Origin of the sequence: Bartonella senegalensis OS02 (genome assembly GCF_000312545.1) — a bacterium.
Taxonomy (GTDB): domain Bacteria; phylum Pseudomonadota; class Alphaproteobacteria; order Rhizobiales; family Rhizobiaceae; genus Bartonella; species Bartonella senegalensis.
In genome coordinates this window covers 82,998-104,438 of the sequence record NZ_HE997541.1, presented here as the reverse complement: position 1 = coordinate 104,438, position 21,441 = coordinate 82,998, and the positions used below count along the sequence as shown (strand labels likewise).

18 protein-coding genes are annotated in these 21,441 nt (G+C 39.0%); 12 read left to right on the top strand and 6 right to left on the bottom strand.

What is annotated here, in order from left to right:
* Positions 1–105 precede the first annotated feature (105 nt).
* A complete protein-coding gene (locus BN200_RS04990; RefSeq protein WP_019221435.1) occupies positions 106–1,500 on the top strand; it encodes a TrkH family potassium uptake protein in 1,395 nt (464 codons plus the stop codon).
* Positions 1,501–2,706: 1,206 nt separating this feature from the next.
* Here BN200_RS04990 and BN200_RS04980 read toward each other — a convergent pair.
* Both BN200_RS04980 and greA read right to left on the bottom strand, forming a co-directional pair.
* Entirely contained in the window at positions 2,707–3,765 is a 1,059-nt protein-coding gene (locus tag BN200_RS04980) for a glycosyltransferase family 4 protein (RefSeq protein WP_019221433.1), read from the bottom strand.
* A 6-nt stretch (positions 3,766–3,771) separates the two neighbouring features.
* On the bottom strand, positions 3,772–4,245 hold the full coding sequence (gene greA, locus BN200_RS04975; protein WP_019221432.1) for a transcription elongation factor GreA: 474 nt from the start codon (positions 4,243–4,245) through the stop codon (positions 3,772–3,774).
* A gap of 328 nt (positions 4,246–4,573) precedes the next feature.
* Here greA and BN200_RS04970 point away from each other — a divergent pair, with 328 nt between their 5' ends.
* From BN200_RS04970 to BN200_RS04960, 3 genes are all read left to right on the top strand, one after another.
* Positions 4,574–4,894 carry an SH3 domain-containing protein gene (locus tag BN200_RS04970; RefSeq protein ID WP_019221431.1) on the top strand — a complete coding sequence of 107 codons (321 nt, stop codon included), beginning with the start codon at positions 4,574–4,576 and terminating at the stop codon, positions 4,892–4,894.
* 241 nt (positions 4,895–5,135) lie between these two features.
* Positions 5,136–7,448 carry an excinuclease ABC subunit UvrB gene (uvrB, locus tag BN200_RS04965; protein ID WP_019221430.1) on the top strand — a complete coding sequence of 771 codons (2,313 nt, stop codon included), beginning with the start codon at positions 5,136–5,138 and terminating at the stop codon, positions 7,446–7,448.
* A 736-nt stretch (positions 7,449–8,184) separates the two neighbouring features.
* Complete coding sequence (locus tag BN200_RS04960) at positions 8,185–8,901, top strand: BA14K family protein (protein ID WP_019221429.1); 717 nt, start codon at positions 8,185–8,187, stop codon at positions 8,899–8,901.
* 101 nt (positions 8,902–9,002) lie between these two features.
* On the opposite strand, the gene BN200_RS04955 is transcribed toward BN200_RS04960, so the two are convergent.
* Positions 9,003–9,653, bottom strand: coding sequence for an MBL fold metallo-hydrolase (locus BN200_RS04955; protein ID WP_019221428.1), 651 nt, complete (start codon positions 9,651–9,653; stop codon positions 9,003–9,005).
* Between the two features lie 153 nt (positions 9,654–9,806).
* On the opposite strand from BN200_RS04955, the gene BN200_RS04950 reads away from it, so the two are divergent.
* A complete protein-coding gene (locus tag BN200_RS04950) occupies positions 9,807–10,511 on the top strand; it encodes a response regulator (protein WP_019221427.1) in 705 nt (234 codons plus the stop codon).
* Positions 10,512–10,518: 7 nt separating this feature from the next.
* Positions 10,519–11,859 (top strand): ATP-binding protein, encoded by a 1,341-nt coding sequence (locus tag BN200_RS04945; RefSeq protein ID WP_019221426.1) that lies wholly within the window; start codon positions 10,519–10,521, stop codon positions 11,857–11,859.
* Between the two features lie 58 nt (positions 11,860–11,917).
* Here BN200_RS04945 and BN200_RS04940 read toward each other — a convergent pair whose 3' ends face one another.
* Complete coding sequence (locus BN200_RS04940) at positions 11,918–12,418, bottom strand: type III secretion system chaperone family protein (RefSeq protein WP_019221425.1); 501 nt, start codon at positions 12,416–12,418, stop codon at positions 11,918–11,920.
* Between the two features lie 397 nt (positions 12,419–12,815).
* Entirely contained in the window at positions 12,816–13,067 is a 252-nt protein-coding gene (locus BN200_RS04935) for an accessory factor UbiK family protein (RefSeq protein WP_019221424.1), read from the bottom strand.
* A 263-nt stretch (positions 13,068–13,330) separates the two neighbouring features.
* Here BN200_RS04935 and lgt point away from each other — a divergent pair, with 263 nt between their 5' ends.
* The 4 genes from lgt to BN200_RS04915 all read left to right on the top strand — a co-directional run bounded on the left by lgt (position 13,331) and on the right by BN200_RS04915 (position 17,532).
* Positions 13,331–14,197, top strand: coding sequence for a prolipoprotein diacylglyceryl transferase (gene lgt, locus BN200_RS04930; protein WP_019221423.1), 867 nt, complete (start codon positions 13,331–13,333; stop codon positions 14,195–14,197).
* Positions 14,184–15,263: a class I SAM-dependent methyltransferase gene (locus BN200_RS04925; protein ID WP_019221422.1), complete on the top strand. Its 1,080-nt coding sequence runs from the start codon at positions 14,184–14,186 to the stop codon at positions 15,261–15,263. The genes lgt and BN200_RS04925 overlap by 14 nt, the downstream gene beginning before the upstream one ends.
* A 79-nt stretch (positions 15,264–15,342) precedes the next feature.
* Positions 15,343–16,125, top strand: coding sequence for a peptidoglycan editing factor PgeF (gene pgeF, locus BN200_RS04920; protein ID WP_019221421.1), 783 nt, complete (start codon positions 15,343–15,345; stop codon positions 16,123–16,125).
* Positions 16,126–16,599: 474 nt separating this feature from the next.
* A complete protein-coding gene (locus tag BN200_RS04915) occupies positions 16,600–17,532 on the top strand; it encodes a ribose-phosphate pyrophosphokinase (protein ID WP_019221420.1) in 933 nt (310 codons plus the stop codon).
* Here the strand turns inward: BN200_RS04915 and BN200_RS04910 are convergent.
* Entirely contained in the window at positions 17,529–19,028 is a 1,500-nt protein-coding gene (locus BN200_RS04910) for a helicase HerA domain-containing protein (RefSeq protein WP_019221419.1), read from the bottom strand. The genes BN200_RS04915 and BN200_RS04910 overlap by 4 nt on opposite strands.
* 285 nt (positions 19,029–19,313) lie before the next feature.
* Here BN200_RS04910 and BN200_RS04905 point away from each other — a divergent pair, with 285 nt between their 5' ends.
* Both BN200_RS04905 and pth read left to right on the top strand, forming a co-directional pair.
* Positions 19,314–19,931, top strand: coding sequence for a 50S ribosomal protein L25/general stress protein Ctc (locus BN200_RS04905; protein WP_019221418.1), 618 nt, complete (start codon positions 19,314–19,316; stop codon positions 19,929–19,931).
* A 97-nt stretch (positions 19,932–20,028) separates the two neighbouring features.
* Positions 20,029–20,610 (top strand): aminoacyl-tRNA hydrolase, encoded by a 582-nt coding sequence (pth, locus tag BN200_RS04900; protein WP_019221417.1) that lies wholly within the window; start codon positions 20,029–20,031, stop codon positions 20,608–20,610.
* The last annotated feature ends 831 nt before the right edge of the window (positions 20,611–21,441 follow it).

Sequence of the window (21,441 nt, the reverse complement as noted above, 5' to 3'; positions counted from 1 at the left end):
TCTCATGAAGCACAAAACTGTAATAAAAATTAGAGATAGGGAACAACCATTTTTCAATTTATTATCAATGTCTGTGCGCGTTTTGCGTTAATCATGGGAGGAGCAATGCTTCTGCCAATTTTTGCTGATCTGCACAATCACAACCATGATTGGGTCACCTTTGTCTACTCTTGTTCTATAACCACTATATTGGCAACACTCATTCTTTTGGCAACAAGAGGTGCTACTTGTCGTTTTTCGGCACGACTTGGTTTTATGCTTACAGTTTGTCTTTGGCTAACAGGAAGCGTTGTGGGCGCCTTACCTCTTTATCTCTCCCCTTTGCCAATTTCTTTAGCAGGTGCAATCTTTGAATCCGTCTCAGGAATTACAACCACAGGCTCTACGATAATCACAGGTCTTGACAATTTATCGCGAAGTATTTTGTTATGGCGTTCTCTCATATGCTGGATTGGAGGTATTGGCTTTATTGGTTTAGCTTTACTAATTTTGCCTTCACTGCGTGTTGGTGGAGTGCAACTCTTTCATATGGAATCCTCTGATAAATCTGAAAAAATATTGCCTCGCATCAACCAGATTGCCAATGGAATCATCATAGCTTATGTTGGTCTAACACTTGCCTGTATGCTTTCTTATTTTGCTTCTGGGATGAGTTTATTTGACGCTATCAATCACGCAATGAGCACAGTAGCAACAGCTGGATTCTCAACCCACGACGCCTCTTTTGGCTATTTTTCTGATAAACCAGCCATTTTAATTATTTCAACAATCTTCATGTTACTCTCCGCACTCCCCTTCGTGCTTTATGTTAAATTAGTGCTCCCTGGCCGCTCCAAACGCTTCATTGATCCGCAAGTGATCGTTTTTTTCTATATTGTTTTTCTGTTCAGTTTTGCTTTAGCAGCATGGCTAAAATTTCATGATCATCGCGCTTTCCATTTGATTTTCCTTGATGTTATTTTTCACCTTACATCTGTGATTAGCACCACTGGTTATAGCGCAGAAGATTATCAACTTTGGGGGCCTTTTGCGCTTGGGATTTTTTTCATTGTATCTTTTACAGGTGGATGTGCCGGTTCTACCTCTGGTGGCATGAAAATCAACCGCCTCATTATCCTCTGGCGTATTATACAAACAAATATCGCACAACTTCTTTCTCCTAATGTCGTGGTAAAAGCCCGCTATGATCACGCAAACATCTCGAACGATGTTGCTAAAGCAATTTTGTTTTTTGTCTGTCTTTATATGTTCTGTCTCATTACCGGCACCGCACTTTTGCTTACAACCGGTCTTGACTTTACTTCTGCCTTTACAGGCGTCTTAACCGCCCTTTCAAATATTGGTCCAGGTTTTGGAGATATTATTGGCCCTACTGGTAATTTCTCTACAATCAATGATAGTGCTTTATGGATTTTAAGCTTTCTGATGCTGGCTGGACGTCTTGAAATTATAACCATTTTCGTACTTTTTATCCCCGCTTTCTGGCGTGAACAATTTTAATACATGATATTTGAATTTTGTAATGGTAAGAAATTTATCAGATAAATAAAAAAGAAACATATAGGTTTAAAATTCAAACGTGATTCAACTCATAAAAAGGTTCAATCTCTGTGAGAGAAAGTCGCACAAAAAATAAAAAATTTTACACACCTTGTCTTGACCATATAAGTAATCAAGAACACATACTGTTGACCCAAAAAGATCACTCACAAGCTATTCACACTAATAGAATCTACAATATTGAGCTTTGCTAACTTACCCTGTCAAATCGTAAAATAAACCAAACAACACTCGAACATAATCGATAAACAGCTCTTGACTACAATATTCCTTACAGAGATAAAATCTTTATAATACAAAGCATTGAAATATTACACGTTGGAAAATACACTGCTATTTTTAACATGAAAGCAATATCAAAAGCCATAATAATCCGTCTCATTACAGAAAGAGCGGACCTATATTCCCATATAAAGCATTATTAGAACAAAAATAACAGGGGATGTTTGCTACACATTGCCTTATGCTTTTGTTTATTGCCTTCTTTAATGCAGTACAGCTCTTTTAATACAGTACATACCTCAAGCAAAACAAAATGCCATTGCGTTGCACATTCACGCGTTTTTTAAAAAAGAAACATCTCTCAATTTACCCCCCTTTCATTAACGGTGTCCATAAAAGATACACTACGAAAACCATGATGCACCACCATCTTTACACTTATGAAGGTAAAATCGACACCATGCTTCTCTTTGTCACCTCAAAATGTTGCAAAGGCCTTGATATTGAGAGGGTTCATAAGATACCCTTTACTCCTCTCTTGAAAAGTTTTTAACCACACATCGACCTCACTTATGCCATGCAAGCGAATGATTTTGAGTGATTCACTATAAGAGGATTGCATATGAAAAAATTTTATAATATACGCTGCTCTTATTCGAGTTGCAAAAGAATAAATCATCCTTTTAAATCAATATGCTTCCCACCTTAACAGTCCTAATATTATTCTAAAAATATAAACTATCCTTGCGTTTTCAAAACTTTTGATAATGGGGGGCTCCTCTCAATAAATACGAGATCTTATAAAATAATATCTGCATTACTCTGCTATGCGCTTGCAAATTGATTTGCAGAAGCTCTTCCTGTAAAGGAGGAGTTTAGTCTGTGCACTTCTCAAAAAGTTTTTTGAAATATTTTTTAACATATTCAAAGTGTTTTTTGTGCAAACACTGACTCATAAACCTTGCCAATCGCAGCAGCCTCCTTTTCCAAAGGGAAATGGGTACGAACATGAGCTAAAGCTTTTTCTCCTGCTACCATTGTTTTTTCTAAATCAGCAAGATAAGGTTCAATAGCTGCCGTTAAAGCACCCCCATCTCCTGCTTGAACAACCGTCCCTGTTCCTTCCACCACCAATTCTCTATAAGCTCCCGCATCACTTGCTACGACAGCTGTCTGTGATGCCATTGCTTCCAAAGGTGTTAAACCAAAACCTTCTGTACGAGAAGGTGCTACATATAGTGACAAACGGCGGTACCACAGAGGTGTATTGAGTACCTCACCAAGAAAAACAATGCGGTCCTCCAGACCAGCTTCAGCAATCTTTTGGCGTAATTTTTTTTCAAAATAATAATGTTGCTCTATCGTCCGACCAGCAATAAGTGCTGTCCACTCAGGATAGCGTGGTAATAATCTGATCATTGCATCTACAAACAAATCAGTGCCCTTTGAAGGACGCACCCGTCCAAAACACCCCACCGCATATTTGCCAGGAAATCCTGAAGAAGAAAAGCAATCATCGAGTGTTTCCGGTGGTGAAAAACGCCTCACATCAATCCCATGCATAATAACCTGATGAGGCACTTCTAAATAGGTTCCCGTCCGTACACTGGTAGCAATAACCTTATCCATACGACGAATCAACCACTTAGTAAAAGGCTTATGATGACGTTGAGAAGCTGATGTAAAGAGGAGTTTGAGCTTCATGCGCAAGATATCACGCAAAAAGATCCCACAAAGCATCTCAATATTACGCCTTGCATGCCAGATACGAAATGGCTTACCGACCGGGCTTTTCCAAAGCCCGAAAAGATCCTTGAATGCAATAGCTGGCAATTTTTTTGGTAATCCAAATCCAAAAGTCGAGATTCGTATACCCTGCTTTCGCTGTAATGGAATAAGCTGAATAACGGTAGAGGTTATACCCGATAAACGCTTTTTAAAGTGCGGAGCAATAACCTCTGTCTCTTCTAAAGACACATGCATAATAATTTAGATATATTGGACTTCAATAATTTCATAATTATGTGCCCCACCAGGAGCATTGACTTCAACCACATCCCCCTCTTGCTTGCCAATCAGTGCACGTGCAATAGGTGAGGAAATAGAAATTTTACCAGTTTTAACGTCCGCTTCTTGATCACCAACGATCTGATACACTTTTTTCTCTTCAGTATCCTCATCCAAAAGCTTGATAGTGGCTCCAAATTTAATTTTATCGCCTGAAAGGCGCGAAACGTTAATAACTTCAGCCCGCGCAATATAATCTTCAAGCTCATTGATACGCCCTTCATTATGACTTTGTGCCTCTTTAGCAGCGTGATATTCAGCATTTTCTGAAAGATCACCATGAGCACGTGCTTCAGAAATTGCCTCAATAATCCGTGGACGTTCCTCTTGTTGGCGCCAACGCAATTCTTCTTTAAGACTTTCAAAACCAGCTGTAGTCATCGGAACTTTTTCCATTAATCCGTCCCTTTCTGTTACACGGAAGGTTTAATAAAAATACAAAAAACGGCTTCCAAAATCACTTTTGGAATCCGAAAACTATACTTTTACATATTATATAGTACGCAATCCCTATTTTCCATATAAAAATAATAAAGACATACGAAGCATTCACCGATTATATTGAGAAAACTCTTATTTTTTAGATTTAAAATGTCCACCACACGGCTCATCATCAGAAGGCTAAAGAAGAAATAATTGCCTTTTTTTCTGTTTTATCATAGCCTAAGGGAGATGATCTTATAGAAAGAGAGAGGAAGGGGAACAAAAAATCCTCTACGGAAAAATGGAAAAATTAGCAATTTTTTTTGTATTTGTCTCTCTCTTTCTCACCGCAACAATATCCACAGCTGCGGATGCCTTTGTCACAAAAAATCTTAATTTCAGAACGGGGCCAAACATTCAATGTAGAATTTATGGTTTAATTCCCGCAGGCAAGTTAGTATTTGTCCAAAACTGTAAAGCGAACTGGTGTCAGATCAGATATAATGCTCAAACAGGTTGGGTCTCATCTCGTTACCTCTCATTTAAAGATGGAAATGATCTTTATGAAACATACACAATGCTTCCAATAACAAATTACAGGAAATATGATCATTCTCCATAAGGAGTGTGATACATAGTTATGATAAAATGCTTTGTTGAACCATCATCTCGTACAAACAATCACAAATATCACCATACTCCCCCAAAAAAACTCTCCTCAAAAAGTGAAGGAAATGTCCTATGCAATATTGAGTAAACCAGAACAAAATGACTAAGGAACATTTTATCATTATCGCGATTAAGTTGTAAAATTTGGTACTTCCTGCAAAAACACGAGCGCTTTTCTATCAAAGGAGGCAACAATGAAAAATGGTGTCACGGCAACAGTGAAAGCGCTTTCTGCGTTAATTGACTCAGGCAATCCTCTTTTTAAGAATGGCGCCTTATGGACACCGCACCGCCCTATTCGTCCTGAAAAATCTGAAGGCGGAATTCCCTTTCAACTCGAAACATCTTTTGAAGCTGCGGGAGATCAACCTCAAGCGATTAAAACTCTCATTGAGGGGATTGAAAAGGATGAACGGACGCAAGTGCTTTTGGGTGTTACCGGCTCAGGCAAAACCTACACAATGGCTAAAATCATTGAAAAAACACAACGCCCTGCTTTGATCTTAGCACCAAATAAAACTTTAGCTGCGCAACTTTATGGAGAATTTAAAAGTTTTTTTCCCAAAAATGCCGTTGAATATTTTGTTTCTTATTACGACTATTATCAACCTGAAGCCTACGTTGCACGCTCTGACACTTATATTGAAAAAGAATCCTCTATTAATGAACAAATCGACCGTATGCGCCACGCTGCAACACGTGCTGTACTTGAACGTGATGACGTCATTATTGTTGCATCCGTGTCTTGTATTTATGGGATTGGCTCGGTAGAAACTTATACTGCCATGACTTTGCAAATAAAAAAAGGGGATAAACTCAATCAACGGCAATTCTTAGCTGATTTAGTGTCTCAACATTATTATCGACAAGACATTAACTTTATTCGTGGTTCTTTCCGTGTCCGAGGAGACACAATCGAAATTTTTCCTGCCCATCTTGAAGACCGTGCTTGGCGTCTTTCGCTCTTTGGTGATGAAGTGGAAACAATTACGGAATTTGATCCTCTCACAGGAAAAAAAACAGGTGACCTTCAATCTATTAAAATTTATGCTAATTCACACTACGTCATACCACGCCCAACATTAAATCAAGCAATAAAAGCCATCAAAACAGAACTGGTGCAACGTCTCGATGAATTGAACACAGCAGGACGTCTTTTAGAGGCACAGCGTTTAGAACAGCGTACGATTTTTGATTTAGAAATGTTGGAAACAACCGGTTCCTGCGCCGGAATTGAAAATTATTCACGCTATTTAACAGGAAGAAAGCCTGGTGAACCACCACCAACCTTGTTTGAATATATTCCAAACAATGCTCTTGTTTTTATCGATGAAAGCCATGTAACTATTCCTCAAATTGGTGGCATGTACAGAGGCGACTTTCGAAGAAAAGCAACCCTAGCAGAATATGGATTTCGTCTACCTTCTTGTATGGACAATCGTCCTTTGCGCTTTGAAGAATGGGACGCCATGCGCCCACAAACAATTGCTGTTTCCGCAACGCCTGGACGCTGGGAAATAGAACAATCTCATGGCATCTTTGCGGAACAAATTATTCGCCCAACAGGGCTTGTTGATCCACCAACAGAAGTACGCCCAGCCTCTAACCAAGTTGATGATGTTGTCAATGAAATTCGTAAAACAATTCAAAAAGGCTACCGTACCTTAGTAACTGTACTCACCAAGCGTATGGCCGAAGATTTGACAGAATATCTCCACGAACAAGCTATTCGGGTACGCTATATGCATTCTGACATTGATACATTAGAGCGTATTGAAATTCTTCGCGATCTCCGTCTTGGCGCCTTTGATGTTCTTATTGGCATCAACCTGCTCCGAGAAGGTCTGGATATTCCAGAATGCGGTTTTGTTGCCATTCTAGATGCCGATAAAGAGGGCTTTTTACGCTCTGAAACCTCGCTTGTGCAAACAATCGGACGCGCTGCACGTAACGTAGATGGTCGCGTTATTCTTTATGCCGATACAATCACTGGCTCTATCGAAAGAGCCTTACAAGAAACACAAAGACGTCGGCAAAAACAGATAGCCTATAATGAAGAGCATCATATCACACCGACGAGTATCAAAAAAAATATCGACGATATTCTCAATTCAGGGAGAGAAAACAGCTATACTCAAACCAATATTCCTGATTGTATCACACAAAATAGTAAGGTTGGGAACAATTTAGCAAAGCATATTCAACATCTTGAAAAATCAATGCGTAAAGCAGCAGCTGATCTTAACTTTGAAGAAGCAGCACGCCTTCGTGATGAAATCAAACAGTTACAGAAAATAGAACTTGCAATCGCAGATAATCTGTTAAATCATAGTGAAGAATTCATCCAAGAACCACAATCAAGCCTTTTCACCAAACCAGATCTTGACCACATGGGACCAACAATCGACACTGGTATCTTAGAAAATCGAAAAGCAAAAAGCAAACCTCACAAAAATACCCCTAACAAAACGACAAAAAAACAAAGAAAAATTCCGCTCAACAAATAATCCCAAAAGATCTCAAGCTATTGAAAATAAATCTAGCCTGTCTAAAATCTCAACAATATAATCAATAATCAGCACCATTCCATAAAACATACCCTCAATGTTAATGCTGCTTCAATTGAGCAAAAAACTAACAGAACAAAGAAATGACGCCAGAAAACATTTCTAAGAATTGTTTTTTCGCGGAAAAGTCCATAAAACAATCTAAAAATGTTTCTAAACTCTAAACCAGTAAGAACCGAATAAAAAATATGTTTTCCAGAGATCAAAAATACCGCATATACTGCGACACAGAGTATAAACCCAATTTTTATAATCAGCCTCTTACAAAGCTATCAAATAACACAGTACTCTTATGAAAAACGCAAATAAAAGAAAGTAAGACTGTATTGTGATCATATAACCCCATGAGAGCAAGAATGCTCTCTCTGCGATGCTTCCAAAATGCATGTTTTAAGTATGATGAAATAAGGGAATGCCCAAAACTATTCTCTTACATCGTGTTTTATGATCACAGTAAAAATCCATGGTTATCAATACGCGGTATAAAGTAATCTAAACAGCATATATTTTTTGAAATTCAATTTTTACTGATTTTATTCCATGATTTTATAATGCATTCTCAACAAAATGGCTCTCTATTCGTTTTGTCAAAATAAAATCTAAAACCGTTCAGACTATATTCAGTTTTGCACATATAAAATGCAAAAAAACTGAATTGAGAGAAGGAGTATCATTAATGAAAAAAATTACCAAGTTAGCAGTATTCTCAGCAATATCGACTGCAACCATTTGGGCTCCACTAAGCACAACACTCGCGGGTGCAAAATCGATTTATGATGAAGAGATTACGAAGAAAATAGAGGATGTGAAAAGAAAAATGGATGTCCATTTTCCTTCTCACGATTTTAGCATCCGTTCTCATAATTATAGCGCCCGTTCTGTTCTTGAGAAGCATCACCCTTATTATCCTTCTAGTAATCACCACCACCGTCATGTTGACCATAAAAGGAAAGAACAGAACCATTATCATGTTGAGCGCAAAATACATCGTCATGTTGAGCGCAAAATGACAACACATCGTCATATACATGAGCATCATGTAACGCGTCATAACTCAGGAGATGCTTTAGCGGCGGGCATTATTGGCCTTGCTGCAGGTACAATTCTGAGTAATGTTCTCAAGAAGTCAGAACAACCAAAGATTATCTATCAAACTATGCCTCAAAGTCGAGTAGTGTACCAAGAAGTTCCGCAAGGAGTTTATCAACAAGTTCCACAAAATCAGGTAATTTATGAAGTTCAATCAACGGCAACATATCAGCCACTCCAGCAACCATGGACAGACGCTTGGCTTCAATATTGCAAGAAAAAATACCGTTCATTTAATCCCAAAACAGGAACTTTTCGAGGTTATGACGGGTTGGAGCACTTTTGTTATGCCCCATTAAATTAATGTGCATTACATTTAAATTAACGCGCATTACACATTGCTACATTACACATTGCTAAAGGAATCTTAAGTGGCAAACAAAAATGCGGCAGTGTGTTTTCCACTCACTCATGAAGTCCTTGAAGGAAAGGATTGCACTGGCGCTCATAGCCTATTTGGCTTGCTGGTCCATGTCCACAGATGAAACGAACATCATCACCTAAAGGCAAAACTTTCTCTCGAAGTGACTTCATCAATTTTTCATGAGAACAGAAGGGAAAATCGGTACGTCCAATGGAACCACGAAACAGGACATCACCTAATAAGGCGAAGCGTTCTTTTTCATTGAAATAAATAACATGACCAGGAGAATGTCCTGGTGTATGGTAAACTTTAAATACATGTCCAGCAAAATGAACGCTATCGCCATCTTCTAACCATTGGTCAGGAACACAAATGCGTGCATCAGTGATGCCATAACTTTCCGCGCTTTCACGCACGGCATCCATCACAGGCTTATCATCGCGATGGGAACCAATAATTTTAACATCAAGTACCTCTTTAGCTTGCATTGCTGCTCCCACATGATCAAAATGACCATGTGTTATCCAAATAGCTTCAACGATCACACCATTCTTCTGGATTTCTTCTTGAATCCGAAGCCAATCACCACCAGGATCAACTAAAACACCCACTTTTTGTTGATTATCAAAAAGCAGAGTACAATTTTGCTGAAAAGGTGTAACCGGAATAATATGTATCCTGAAGCTAGCCATAAGAGCCTTCTTTAAAGTAATTTTTTTTCAAGCTTATAAATTAACACTTTCCTCATCCCCCCTTTATAGAATAAAATGGCCTGCGCGACAACTTTATGCAACTTATGTAAACTTGAATTTTGTAAAAAGTAAAATTTTTCAAGGTATTAAAGAATGACCGATCATGTTCAAGTTTTGTGTGATGATGCACCCCACCTTCTTGTGATTGATGACGATACCCGTATTCGCAATCTTTTACTTCAATTTCTTATTAAAAACGGATTTCGCGTTTCAGTCTCCGTCAATGCCAATGAAGCAAGACGACAACTCGCAAACTTAGATTTTGACCTTCTTATAGTTGATGTCATGATGCCCGGCGAAAACGGTATTGATCTCACTTCTTCACTGCGTCAAACAAAAAATGTTCCCATTCTCATGCTCACAGCTTTATCGGAAATAGACAGTCGCATCAATGGACTAGAAGCAGGCGCAGATGACTATCTCGCTAAACCGTTTGATCCTCGTGAACTTCTCCTTCGCATTCACGCCATTTTACGCCGTGGTTTTCCACTTAACCAATCCAAAATCGAGCAGATCGTTTTTGGACCTTATATATTTTCAATTTCCCGACGCGAACTTAAAAAAGGAGGAGAAGTCATTAAATTAACAGATAAAGAGCAAAAAATGATGGTTATTTTTGCTGAAAATCCAGGAGATATCATTCCGCGCCATAAATTTGCAATGGACGATAGCAATATAAGTGAGCGTGCCATTGACGTACAAATCAACCGTCTGCGCCGTAAGATCGAAAAAAACCCCTCACTCCCTATATGGCTGCAAACGGTGCGAGGAATAGGGTATAAACTCTCCATTGAATAGGCGTACAATGATCAATCGCTCAAGAAAATTTGTCCGCTGGTTAACGAAAAAGATGCCTAAACGGCTTTATGCCCGCTCTTTGATTATTATTATCGCTCCTATGGTACTCTTACAAACAGTAATCGGCTACGTCTTTATGGAACGCCATTGGCAAATGGTAACGGAGCGCCTCTCAACCGCTGTTGTCCATGATATTTCTGCCATTATTGATATTATTGAAACATATCCACAACAAGATAACTATGAAGATATCAAGCGTATTGCACAACAACGCATGGGATTAAACATTTCTATCCTGCCCCCTGCCACCCTCCCTCCTCCAGGACCTAAGCCCTTTTTCGCAATTCTTGATTATTTTCTTAGTGAAGAAATCACCCGCCAAATTAATCGCCCATTCTGGATTGATACAGTGGGAAATTCTAATCTTGTCGAAATTCGCATCCACCTTGGTCATAACATCTTGCGTGTCTTCGCACCACGCAGCCAAGCCTATGCTTCTAATACTGGTATTTTTTTAAGCTGGATGGTAGGAACAGCTCTGGTTTTATTGCTGATAGCAATTTACTTCTTGCGCAATCAAATCAAACCAATTCAACAATTGGCTGAAGCGGCAGAAAGTTTTGGACGCGGTCGTCCTTTACCAGAAAGTTTTCAACCACAAGGAGCTGATGAAGTCCGTCGTGCAGGCATTGCTTTTTTACGCATGCGTGAACGTATTGAACGCCAAATTGAACAACGTACCATGATGCTCTCAGGCGTAAGCCATGATTTAAGAACCATTCTTACACGTTTTAAACTTCAACTAGCCTTAGCAAATACTGACTTTGATACAAATGCGCTTGAGCAAGATGTCAGTGATATGCAAAATATGTTAGAAGGCTACCTTGCTTTTGCCCGCGGCGAAGGCAATGAAAATTTTAAAACCTTTGATTTAAAGGCTCTTATGCAAAAATTTTCCGCCGATGCTCATCTCCACAAACGTCATTTTTCCTACACTATTGAAGGTCCTACAGAGATACAAGCACGCCCACATGCCTTCACCCGTCTTGTCAGCAATCTGGTATCAAACGCATTTTGTTACGCCAATACTGTCAAACTGACCGCCATCTCCCAACAAGAATCTTTCATCATAACGATTGACGATGATGGACCTGGCATTCAAAAAAATATGCGCACAGAAGTCTTTAAGCCATTCTTTAGACTTGATAAAGCCCGCAACCAAGATGCAAGTGGAACAGGGCTTGGCCTTTCTATTGCCCAAGATATAGCGCGTAGCCATGGAGGCAATATTCAATTAGAAGACAGCCCATTAGGAGGATTGCGCGCTATCATCGATATCCCTCTATAAGAAATATTTCACCAGATCATCTACAAGAAAAGAAAAAAGGTTAAACAAGCTTGAGGCTTTAGGCATTCCCTACAGTTTCAAACAAAGTATATTGGAGTGCCTTGCTGGCGCTTTCTCCAGACCAAGCCACCATTTGAAACGCCACATAATAGCTTTCACAGACTTTAAGCGCATATATCAACAATGTTTCGACCTGTATATGAGATGGATGCACACCCCCCGCCAGAAGAAGCCCCTGTCGGTAAATAACTGAATTATTACCTTGCCAATAATCAAAATGTCCTAGCAATAATTTTTCATTAATTGCTAACAAGAGGCGATTCATTTCCACCGTTCGAGCATTTTCAATAGAAAGATCAAATGCACAAGATAAATGAAGAGCTTCCTGCTCTTCCATCCATGAAAAAGCAAGACGATAATTTGTCCGTTTTCCTTCGACACAAACACGAATTTCATCCTCAGCATCCCGCTCAAAGGACCAATCATATTTACAGGCAATCTGTTCGATAAAGTCAACAGGATGCTCTTCTCTTTCTGTGGCGCAAAATGCAAGACTCATTATTAATCCTTAATAATATTAAATATTGTCAACAGAATACAACCTACCTAAACTGTAACGATATTTTGCTACAATCAAAGCCTTTACACACAACAAATACACATTAAAAACATCAACAGTACACAAAGCCCCCGGAACCCCATAATGCTTCCTGCGGCAAAACACTTGATAATAATAAAGCGAATCATCAAGCCTTTTCAGTGTATTGATACAATTTGACAGCGCTAGCCCCTTGATTAAAAAAAGTGTTTTTTTTTATACAAATCATAGCAAAAAAAATGGATAATTTGTTCTAATAGACTCAAGATTAAGCATTTTTCCATTTCATACATCACATTGAAAAATTGGGGATATTTTTTCTAAAACACTCATTATTTTACGAAAACCATTTTATTTCTCAGATGTTTGTTTTTTTTTCCAAATCATCAAGGCGTTTTTTCAAATCAGCATTGTCGGCAGAAACTTTCAGCACCATCTCCTTAAAGATTTCAAATTCTTCACGTGGAACAAGATCAAGTTTACTGGCAATCTTTTCAGCCTGCAAACGAAAAGCTGTTCCAGCTTCACGTCGTATACCTTGTGCAACATCAGCTGCATCTGTTGCTAATTTTGCCAATTCATCAAGAATGCGGTTTGATCCATTACGCATAACGTTTTTCCTTAAATTTTAAATTAATGACACACGCATTATAACGTATTTTCATAACATTTAGATACTGCATTTGTTCCTTGTACCTAGAAGATTTTATTGACCATAGAGATTTCACTTGAACCTTTTTACACTCCTTTTACCATTATAAACTTTACCCTTATAAAGCAGTGGAAACCCACCATTCTCCTCACTTGACCATCGTGTGTGCATCTGTCATTCCTGACCATTATATCATCTTAAAAAATGTAAAGTGCTTGCTTATGAATGACCTTTTTTGTCCAGCCATTGCTTTTCCATCTTTTCTCAATCCTGTCATTGTCCATTTAGGTCCCATAGCTCTGCATTGGTATGGTCTTGGTTATGTTGTGGGCATTCTTTTTGCTTGGTGGTATGCGCAAAAATTATTAAAAAAACAATCCCTATGGTATGCAAATCATCCCCCGATAGATAAAGAGAGGATAGGAGATTTTGTGATCTGGTCTGCCATCAGTGTTGTTGTTGGTGGACGCTTAGGGCAAGTGCTTGTATGGGATCCCATTTATTATTTTAGCCATCCAACTGCCATCATCGCAGTATGGGATGGAGGAATGTCCTTCCATGGCGGTCTCATTGGCATCATCATTGCAATGATTTGGTTTGCCCGTAAAAATAACATCAATATGCGAGTAATGTTTGATATCATAGCAACCGGTGCTCCCATTGGTATCGGCATTGTACGAATATGCAACTTTATTAACCAAGAACTCTGGGGCAATGTTACCACACATCCTTGGGCCGTATGTTTTCCCCTAGACCCTTACTATTTACCCCGCCATCCAAGCCAGCTTTACGAAGCGCTTATGGAAGGATTTCTTCTTTTCATCATCTTATGCATTCTTACTTTTGCTTTCAAAGCATTAAAACGTCCAGGCACTGTGTCAGGAACATTTATTATAGGCTATGCGATAGCACGCAGTATTTCAGAAATTTACCGTGCTCCTCAAGAAGATCCACAATGGTTTTCTACTCTTTTTCATTCTACCGGATTCACCTACGGCATGGCTTTATCTCTTCCCATGCTTTTTTTAGGGTTCTATCTCCTTTTTCAAGCCTTCACCGACAAATCTACCGAAAATGACCACACTTAAACAAAAAATTAAACAAATAATTGCGCTTAATGGACCAATCACTGTCAGTCAATATATGACGTTAGCACTTACAGATCCCCAATTGGGCTATTATCAAACACAAACACCCTTTGGGCGCACTGGTGATTTCATAACAGCCCCTGAAATAAGCCAACTCTTTGGAGAGATGATTGGTATTTGGGCTCTCGCAAACTGGAAAGCCCATGGTTGTCCTGACCCTTTTATCCTTGCTGAAATAGGTCCAGGACGCGGAACTTTGATGGATGATATTTTACGCACCCTTCAAAAATTATCGACAACAGCATTTAATGCTGCTGAAATTTTTCTTCTTGAAATAAGTACAAAACTCGCAAAAGAACAAAAAAAACGTCTTACACCTTATCAAAAGCAAATCCACCACATTGAAAATTTTGATCAACTCCCCTTAAAGCCTCTTTTTTTAATTGCTAATGAGTTTTTAGACACTCTTCCCATCAACCAATATATTAAAATCAATGGAGAATGGAAAGAACGTCGCATTACAGTCAATCAAAATGGAGACTTCGTCTTCATTGTTTCTCCAGAGAAACTCTCATCTCCCTATTTGCAATTCCACGATTCTGAAATAGCTGATGGAACAATTTTTGAACATGCGCCCTCCAGACATCAATTTATGCAACAAATGAGCAACCGCTTAGTACAAGTAAAGGGTTCTGCCTTGCTTATCGATTATGGTGCTTCGGACCTCGCATTCGGCGATACATTACAAGCGCTCTCAAAACATAGATTCCGTGATATTTTTGATGCTCCCGGTGAACATGATTTAACATCCCATGTTGGTTTTTTCTTTTTAAAAAAAATAGCGCTTGAACAAGGCTGTTTTGCTGAAATTCTAGAACAAGGAGATTTTCTTGTTAAAATGGGTCTTCTGGAACGCGCAAGACAGCTTGCAACCGGCAAAAGTGCTGCATTACAAAACAAAATACACCAAGATATCGAACGATTAGCTGGCTCAGATCAAATGGGCAAATTGTTTAAAGTCTTACATGTAAGTGACAAAAATAGACCTTTACCTCCTAAAATGTGATGATCAGAAATATTGACAAAGATAAATATCTCACACACCATTCCCCCCTTAGAAACAATCATCCCTCTAAGGAACTTTTATGAATTCTATTCACCCCATCCTTGCAAAAAATCTTTCTGCTTTACACACACACGGAATAAAACATGGTTTTTTTACACGTCAAGAAGGTGTTTCAAAAAGCCTCTCTCAAAGCCTTAATATTGATCAAAGTTCAAATGATCAAGCTGAACATGTTGCACAAAATCACATTTTTATCGCCGATTATTTTGGTGTTAAATTGCAAAATTTAATCACGGTTAATCAAATACACTCGTGTGACGTTGTCGTGGTTAATCAAGCTTTTATTGACGAGCCCCCTCAAGCTGATGCTCTCGTTACCACCACACCAGAACTGGCAATCGGCGTTCTTACAGCAGATTGTGGACCAATTTTATTTGCTGATCCACAAGCAGGTGTCATTGCCGCCGCACATGCTGGCTGGCGAGGCAGCCTAAAGGGAATTGTAGAAAAAACCATTGCTGTTATGGAAGAACAAGGAGCCAAAAGACAATCAATAACAGCAGCTCTTGGACCTTGTATTGGCCCCTGCCACTATGAAGTAACAAGCGAATTTTACAACCAATTTATTGAGTGCCACAACAAATTTCAGAAATATTTTTTAAAAACAGAAAAAGTCGGTCACTTTTATTTTAATCTATGGGCATTTATTATCAGTCAACTCAAGGAAGCAGGCGTTAATGCTTCTTGTGTGGAGCTTTGTACCTACAAAGATGAACAACGTTTCTTCTCTTATCGGCGTGCAACACACAGCAATGAGCCTCATTATGGACGACAGTTTTCGGCTATTATCCTCAATAAATAAAAAATAAGTTTTTTACCTGACAACAACACCAAAACTGCAAAACAAAACTTTGCTCTTAATGAAATAATAAGCCCTTTCAATATTGTGCTTTTTTTAGCAAAAGATGCTCTCTTAACCTAGAGAATATGGGAAGTTTGGCTATAATTGTTTTCGATATTTGCTTGTGAGAATTAATAAGAAAACTTCTTTTGACATAGTTTTCCTTCATTCATTTCATATGAGTAAACATGCCTGACAGCAGTTCTTCTATAAAAAAGAAGAGCAAAAGACTTAATCAACAGGTATTTCTTTGCATCACAATCAAAAAACTGTGCTGTAAAAGTAACAAAATTTTGGAAAAAAAGAAATAAAATGCATAGCTCTTTAACAATGAGGGAGAAAATTATAATGCTTTTGTAATTGTTTTCTTGCAATTTAATAACAAGAAGTTAAAAAGCACATGACACTCTACCGTGACTACTCAGAGGCCATACCATGAAACTTTTCTGCGGCAATTCTAATCCACACCTTGCTGAAGATGTTACAAATTATTTAAGTATTCCCTTAGGCAAAGCAACCGTAAAACGTTTTGCTGATCAAGAAATTTTTGTGGAATTACAGGAAAATGTCCGCGGACAAGATGTATTTGTTTTGCAATCGACATCCTATCCAGCAAACGATCATTTGATGGAATTACTCATCATGATTGATGCACTTCGCCGTTCTTCAGCACGTCGTATCACAGCTGTTATTCCCTATTTTGGGTATGCCCGCCAAGATCGTAAACCTGGACCACGAACTCCCATTTCCGCAAAACTTGTTGCCAATCTGATTACTGAAGCAGGAGCCCATCGTGTTTTAACATTGGATCTTCATGCAGGACAAATCCAAGGTTTTTTTGATATTCCAACAGATAATCTCTATGCTGTTCCAGTCATTGCTCGCGATGTCAAAATGCATTATTCCCTTGAAAATGTTATCGTTGTTTCACCTGATGTTGGTGGTGTAGTACGCGCACGCTCGCTCGCCAAGCGCCTGAACAGTTTGCTTGCTATTGTTGATAAACGTCGCGAACGTCCCGGTGAATCAGAAGTGATGAATATCATTGGAGATGTGTCTGGAAAAGATTGTCTTTTGCTTGATGATATTGTTGATTCAGGTGGAACACTCTGCAATGCAGCAAGTGCGCTCCTAAAACATGGTGCTAACAGTGTCACGGCTTACATCACACACGGCGTTCTTTCTGGAAATGCTATTGAACGCATTACCAACTCTGAAATGAAAGAGTTAGTTATTACGGATTCAATTATGCCGACAAAAGCAATTGAGAAAGCCCATAATATCCGCGTTTTACCCATTGCTGACCTCATTGGAGAAGCAATCGCAAGAACAGCAGCAGAGCAATCTGTCTCGAGCTTATTCGGTTAAACGGGTTCTTTAGGATCTCCTGGTGCTGTTTCTACACCAAGATCAGGAAAAGCTATAATACGTTGACCGTTAAAATGCGTATGGATAACAATCAGTCCGCGCTCTTCAAAATAGGTTAAAAGTCGGCGTGCACGACTGAAAGAATGTGTACCATAAAGACGTGCCAAAAATGCATCTGACGGGCATGGTTTTCCGCCCAAAGCAGCCTGAGCCAGATGCAAAAAAACACCTTGGACCTCATCTTCCAAACTTTCTGAGAGTTGCAAAATGCGCTTCCAGTTTTCACTGACAACAGTTTCTTCATCAACACAAGCCTGAGCAACAGCCAATTTACGTCGAAATTGTGAAAGATTTAAAAAATCTCCTGAGAACCCATGAATACGGCAACGCACCAAGAAATCTTGATAAAGTACCGCTGTAGAACGATAAAAAGCCTCAGGATCCTCAAGAATTTGCCCAATAACACGTTGTGCTTGGCTCTCTCGCTCAACAACAGAACATTCAGGAAATAAATTCGGGTCTTCTGTCAACAATTCTTGTTTTTTATGCACAGCTTCTTCTAATATTTCATGAATTGATTTTTCTCTCACCAGCTCTCGTGATTGTTTCAAGGGCATTAAGACTTCTTCCGGAGAAGCAGTAAAAACAAGTTGTTTTACATCCACCTGCTCTGTAGGAAGTGGCATTAATTTGGGGCTAGAAGAACGTGCCACTGTTTCAACAGGACCAATGATAATCCGCAAAGAACGCCTTGATAAAGCAGGTCCTAAAGCTATAAAATGCCCCCGCTCAAGATCTCTAAACATTTCGGCTTGGCGACGCTCCATGCCCAAAAGATCAGCAGCACGCACCATATCAATATCTAAGAAAGTTCGCCCCATTAAAAAATTTGACGCTTCAGCAGCAACGTTTTTGGCAAGTTTAGCCAAACGCTGTGTAGCGATAACACCAGCAAGCCCCCGTTTGCGTCCTCGACACATAAGGTTTGTCATAGCCGAAAGCGAAATTTTACGTGCTTCATCAGAAACTTCTCCTGCCGCAGCTGGAGCAAATAATTGTGCTTCATCGACAACAACAAGCATGGGATACCAATAATCACGTTCCACATCAAATAATGCACCAAGAAAAGCACCCACAGCGCGCATCTGTTGTTCAGTATCCAAACCCTCAAGATTGAATACCACCGAAACCCTATGTTGGCGAATACGCTGAGCAATACGTGTGAGTTCTAATTCGCTGCGTTGAGCCTCAACAATGACATGACCAAATTTATCTGCCAAAGTGACAAAATCACCCTCTGGATCAATCACACACTGTTGGACCCATGAAGCACTTTGTTCAAGAAGACGGCGCAAAAGATGTGATTTTCCTGAACCGGAATTGCCCTGCACAAGAAGACGTGTGGCCAATAATTCTTCCAAATCAACGAATGCTGGCGTTGATTTACGCAAAGCATTACATTCTGCCATCTCACCCAAGGCAATCTCAACCTTCATAACATCTCCACCATTTGATTTTGAATATATTAGCTTGTATTGATTTATTGTCCATCCAGATCACGCTTTTAGCATTTCCTCTCTCTGAACGGTAGAAATCATCGATTTTTCCCACAACTCTTGCATCTGTGCATGGTTTGAATTATAAAACAGACTTCTGCGTAGACACCCTTGGAGGCAACGCAGAATGGAGCAAACGTTGTTTATCAGCGTATATCTTCATATTCATACAAAAACTTTTGTTGGTTTTTGATGGATCTCCAATCATATAAAAGGACTTAAATTATGAGCAAAAGCTATACTCTTAAGGCCGAAATACGCGAGCGGGTTGGTAAGGGGTCCTCCCGTGAACTTCGTCGTAACGGTCTCATTCCAGCTGTCATTTATGGTGACAAACAGCCTCCTTTGGCAATCGCAGTTTCCTATAAAGACATCTTCTACAAAATTCACGCTGGTGGTTTTCGTACCACTGTTGCCACTCTTGCAATTGGCAAGCAGAAGATTATGGTTCTCCCCAAAGATTACCAATTAGATCCAGTCCGTGACTTTCCCCTCCATGTAGATTTTCTCCGTATTTCAGCGAAATCCGTTGTAGAAGTGAGCATTCCTGTACACTTCCTCAATGAAGATTCAGCTCCCGGACTTAAAAAAGGAGGGGTCCTCAATATTGTTCGTCACGAAATTGAATGCACCGCTCCAGCAAATGCTATTCCTGAAGCGATTGAGATTGATCTCTCCAACTACTCTATTGGTGATTCCATTCATATTTCAGCAGTGCAACTGCCAAAAGATGTTACTCCAGTGATACAAGATCGAGACTTTACCATTGCAACCATCGCAGCCCCTGCTAGCATGGATGTCAGTGATGAGGGTTCCGAACAAGAAAGTAACGAAGAATCTTAATACACTCCATCAGGCGGGGACTTTTTCCCGCCTTAACTTATAAGACCCTTAATTTATAAGATATTGACTACTCTGTCATACTTTACTGAAGGTACGCATGTGGCTTATTGCTGGTCTTGGCAATCCTGGTTTACAATACCAAAATAACCGCCATAATATCGGTTTCATGGCTATTGATGCCATTTATCAATCCTTGTCTTTTTCTCCATGGTCGAAAAAATTTCAAGCTGAAATCTCCACTGGTCTGATAAGTGGTGAAAAAACTTTTCTTCTCAAACCGCAAACCTTCATGAATCTCTCTGGCCAAGCTATTGGTGAAGCCTTACGATTTTATAAATTAGACCTGAAAAATTGTATTGTCATTTACGACGAGCTGGACTTACCACCTGGGAGAGTGCGTGTAAAAACCGGTGGAGGTAACAATGGACATAACGGTATAAAGTCTATTGATGCGCACTGTGGTACTAACTACTGCCGTATACGCTTGGGAATCGGACGTCCCAATTGCAAAGAGCTTGTTCATCAGCATGTTTTAGGAAATTTTACAAAATCCGACCAAGAGTGGCTACCTCCTCTCTTAGACGCAATTGCAAAAAACATTGCTCTTCTTATAAAAGATGATAAATCTCTCTTTATGAATGAAATCTCACAAGCAACGAAAAACAAAAACTTGCAATAACAGCACATTTTTCTTAGTGCTCTGTCTTAGCTTTGAGCATAAAGTTAGCATGATGGTAAAGTTCCTTTGTAAAGAATAAAAATATGATCAAGAATGATTATGACACCAAATAAACAAAAATAAGCAAAGGATTTATCATTTATAGAAGACAAATTTCTTAGATACACTAAGAGACTGAAAATCATATCCGTCGTTTTATTGAAAACGTTCATTTTATTGTAAAAATGAAAGCTCAAGCATAAGAATTTTTCTTTATTCTCATAAGAGGCGTAAAATCCATAGAGATTTCTTAATCCTCATTTCAACAAGAAATCGGACATTGATTTATGGAAACACAATACAATGCGAATCTCTATATTTGCGAATTATAAATTGCATTAGAAGCATCATATTGTGCTATGAACTATTAATAATCATTGTCCTCAAAGAAAACTTGATAAGAAGCAAAATAACATCTGACCATGGAAAATCATGCTACGATCAATGCGTTAGACCAAAAATTTCAAATTCTCATCTTATCCTAGAAACTGGAATGCTCTCATCAAAGCACATCAACTTCTTAAAAGGAATGAAAGTACATAAGGTAATCTTTTTATCTTCTTACGAAAAGACTGTAGTTTTTCAATGAAGAGCAGCCTTATCTATAGGCAAGGTGCTGCTGATAAAAATAATGCTTCACAGGCACGAAAAAACAAGTTGAGCCCCCCAAAATGCATCCCTGCCTTTTCTTGCTCATTGAAACAAGAAAATACCGCATAATGGAGATCAAGAACTTTATAAAACACATCCATCAAGTTTTTTAAACAAACACGACAACCTTAGAGTTATTTC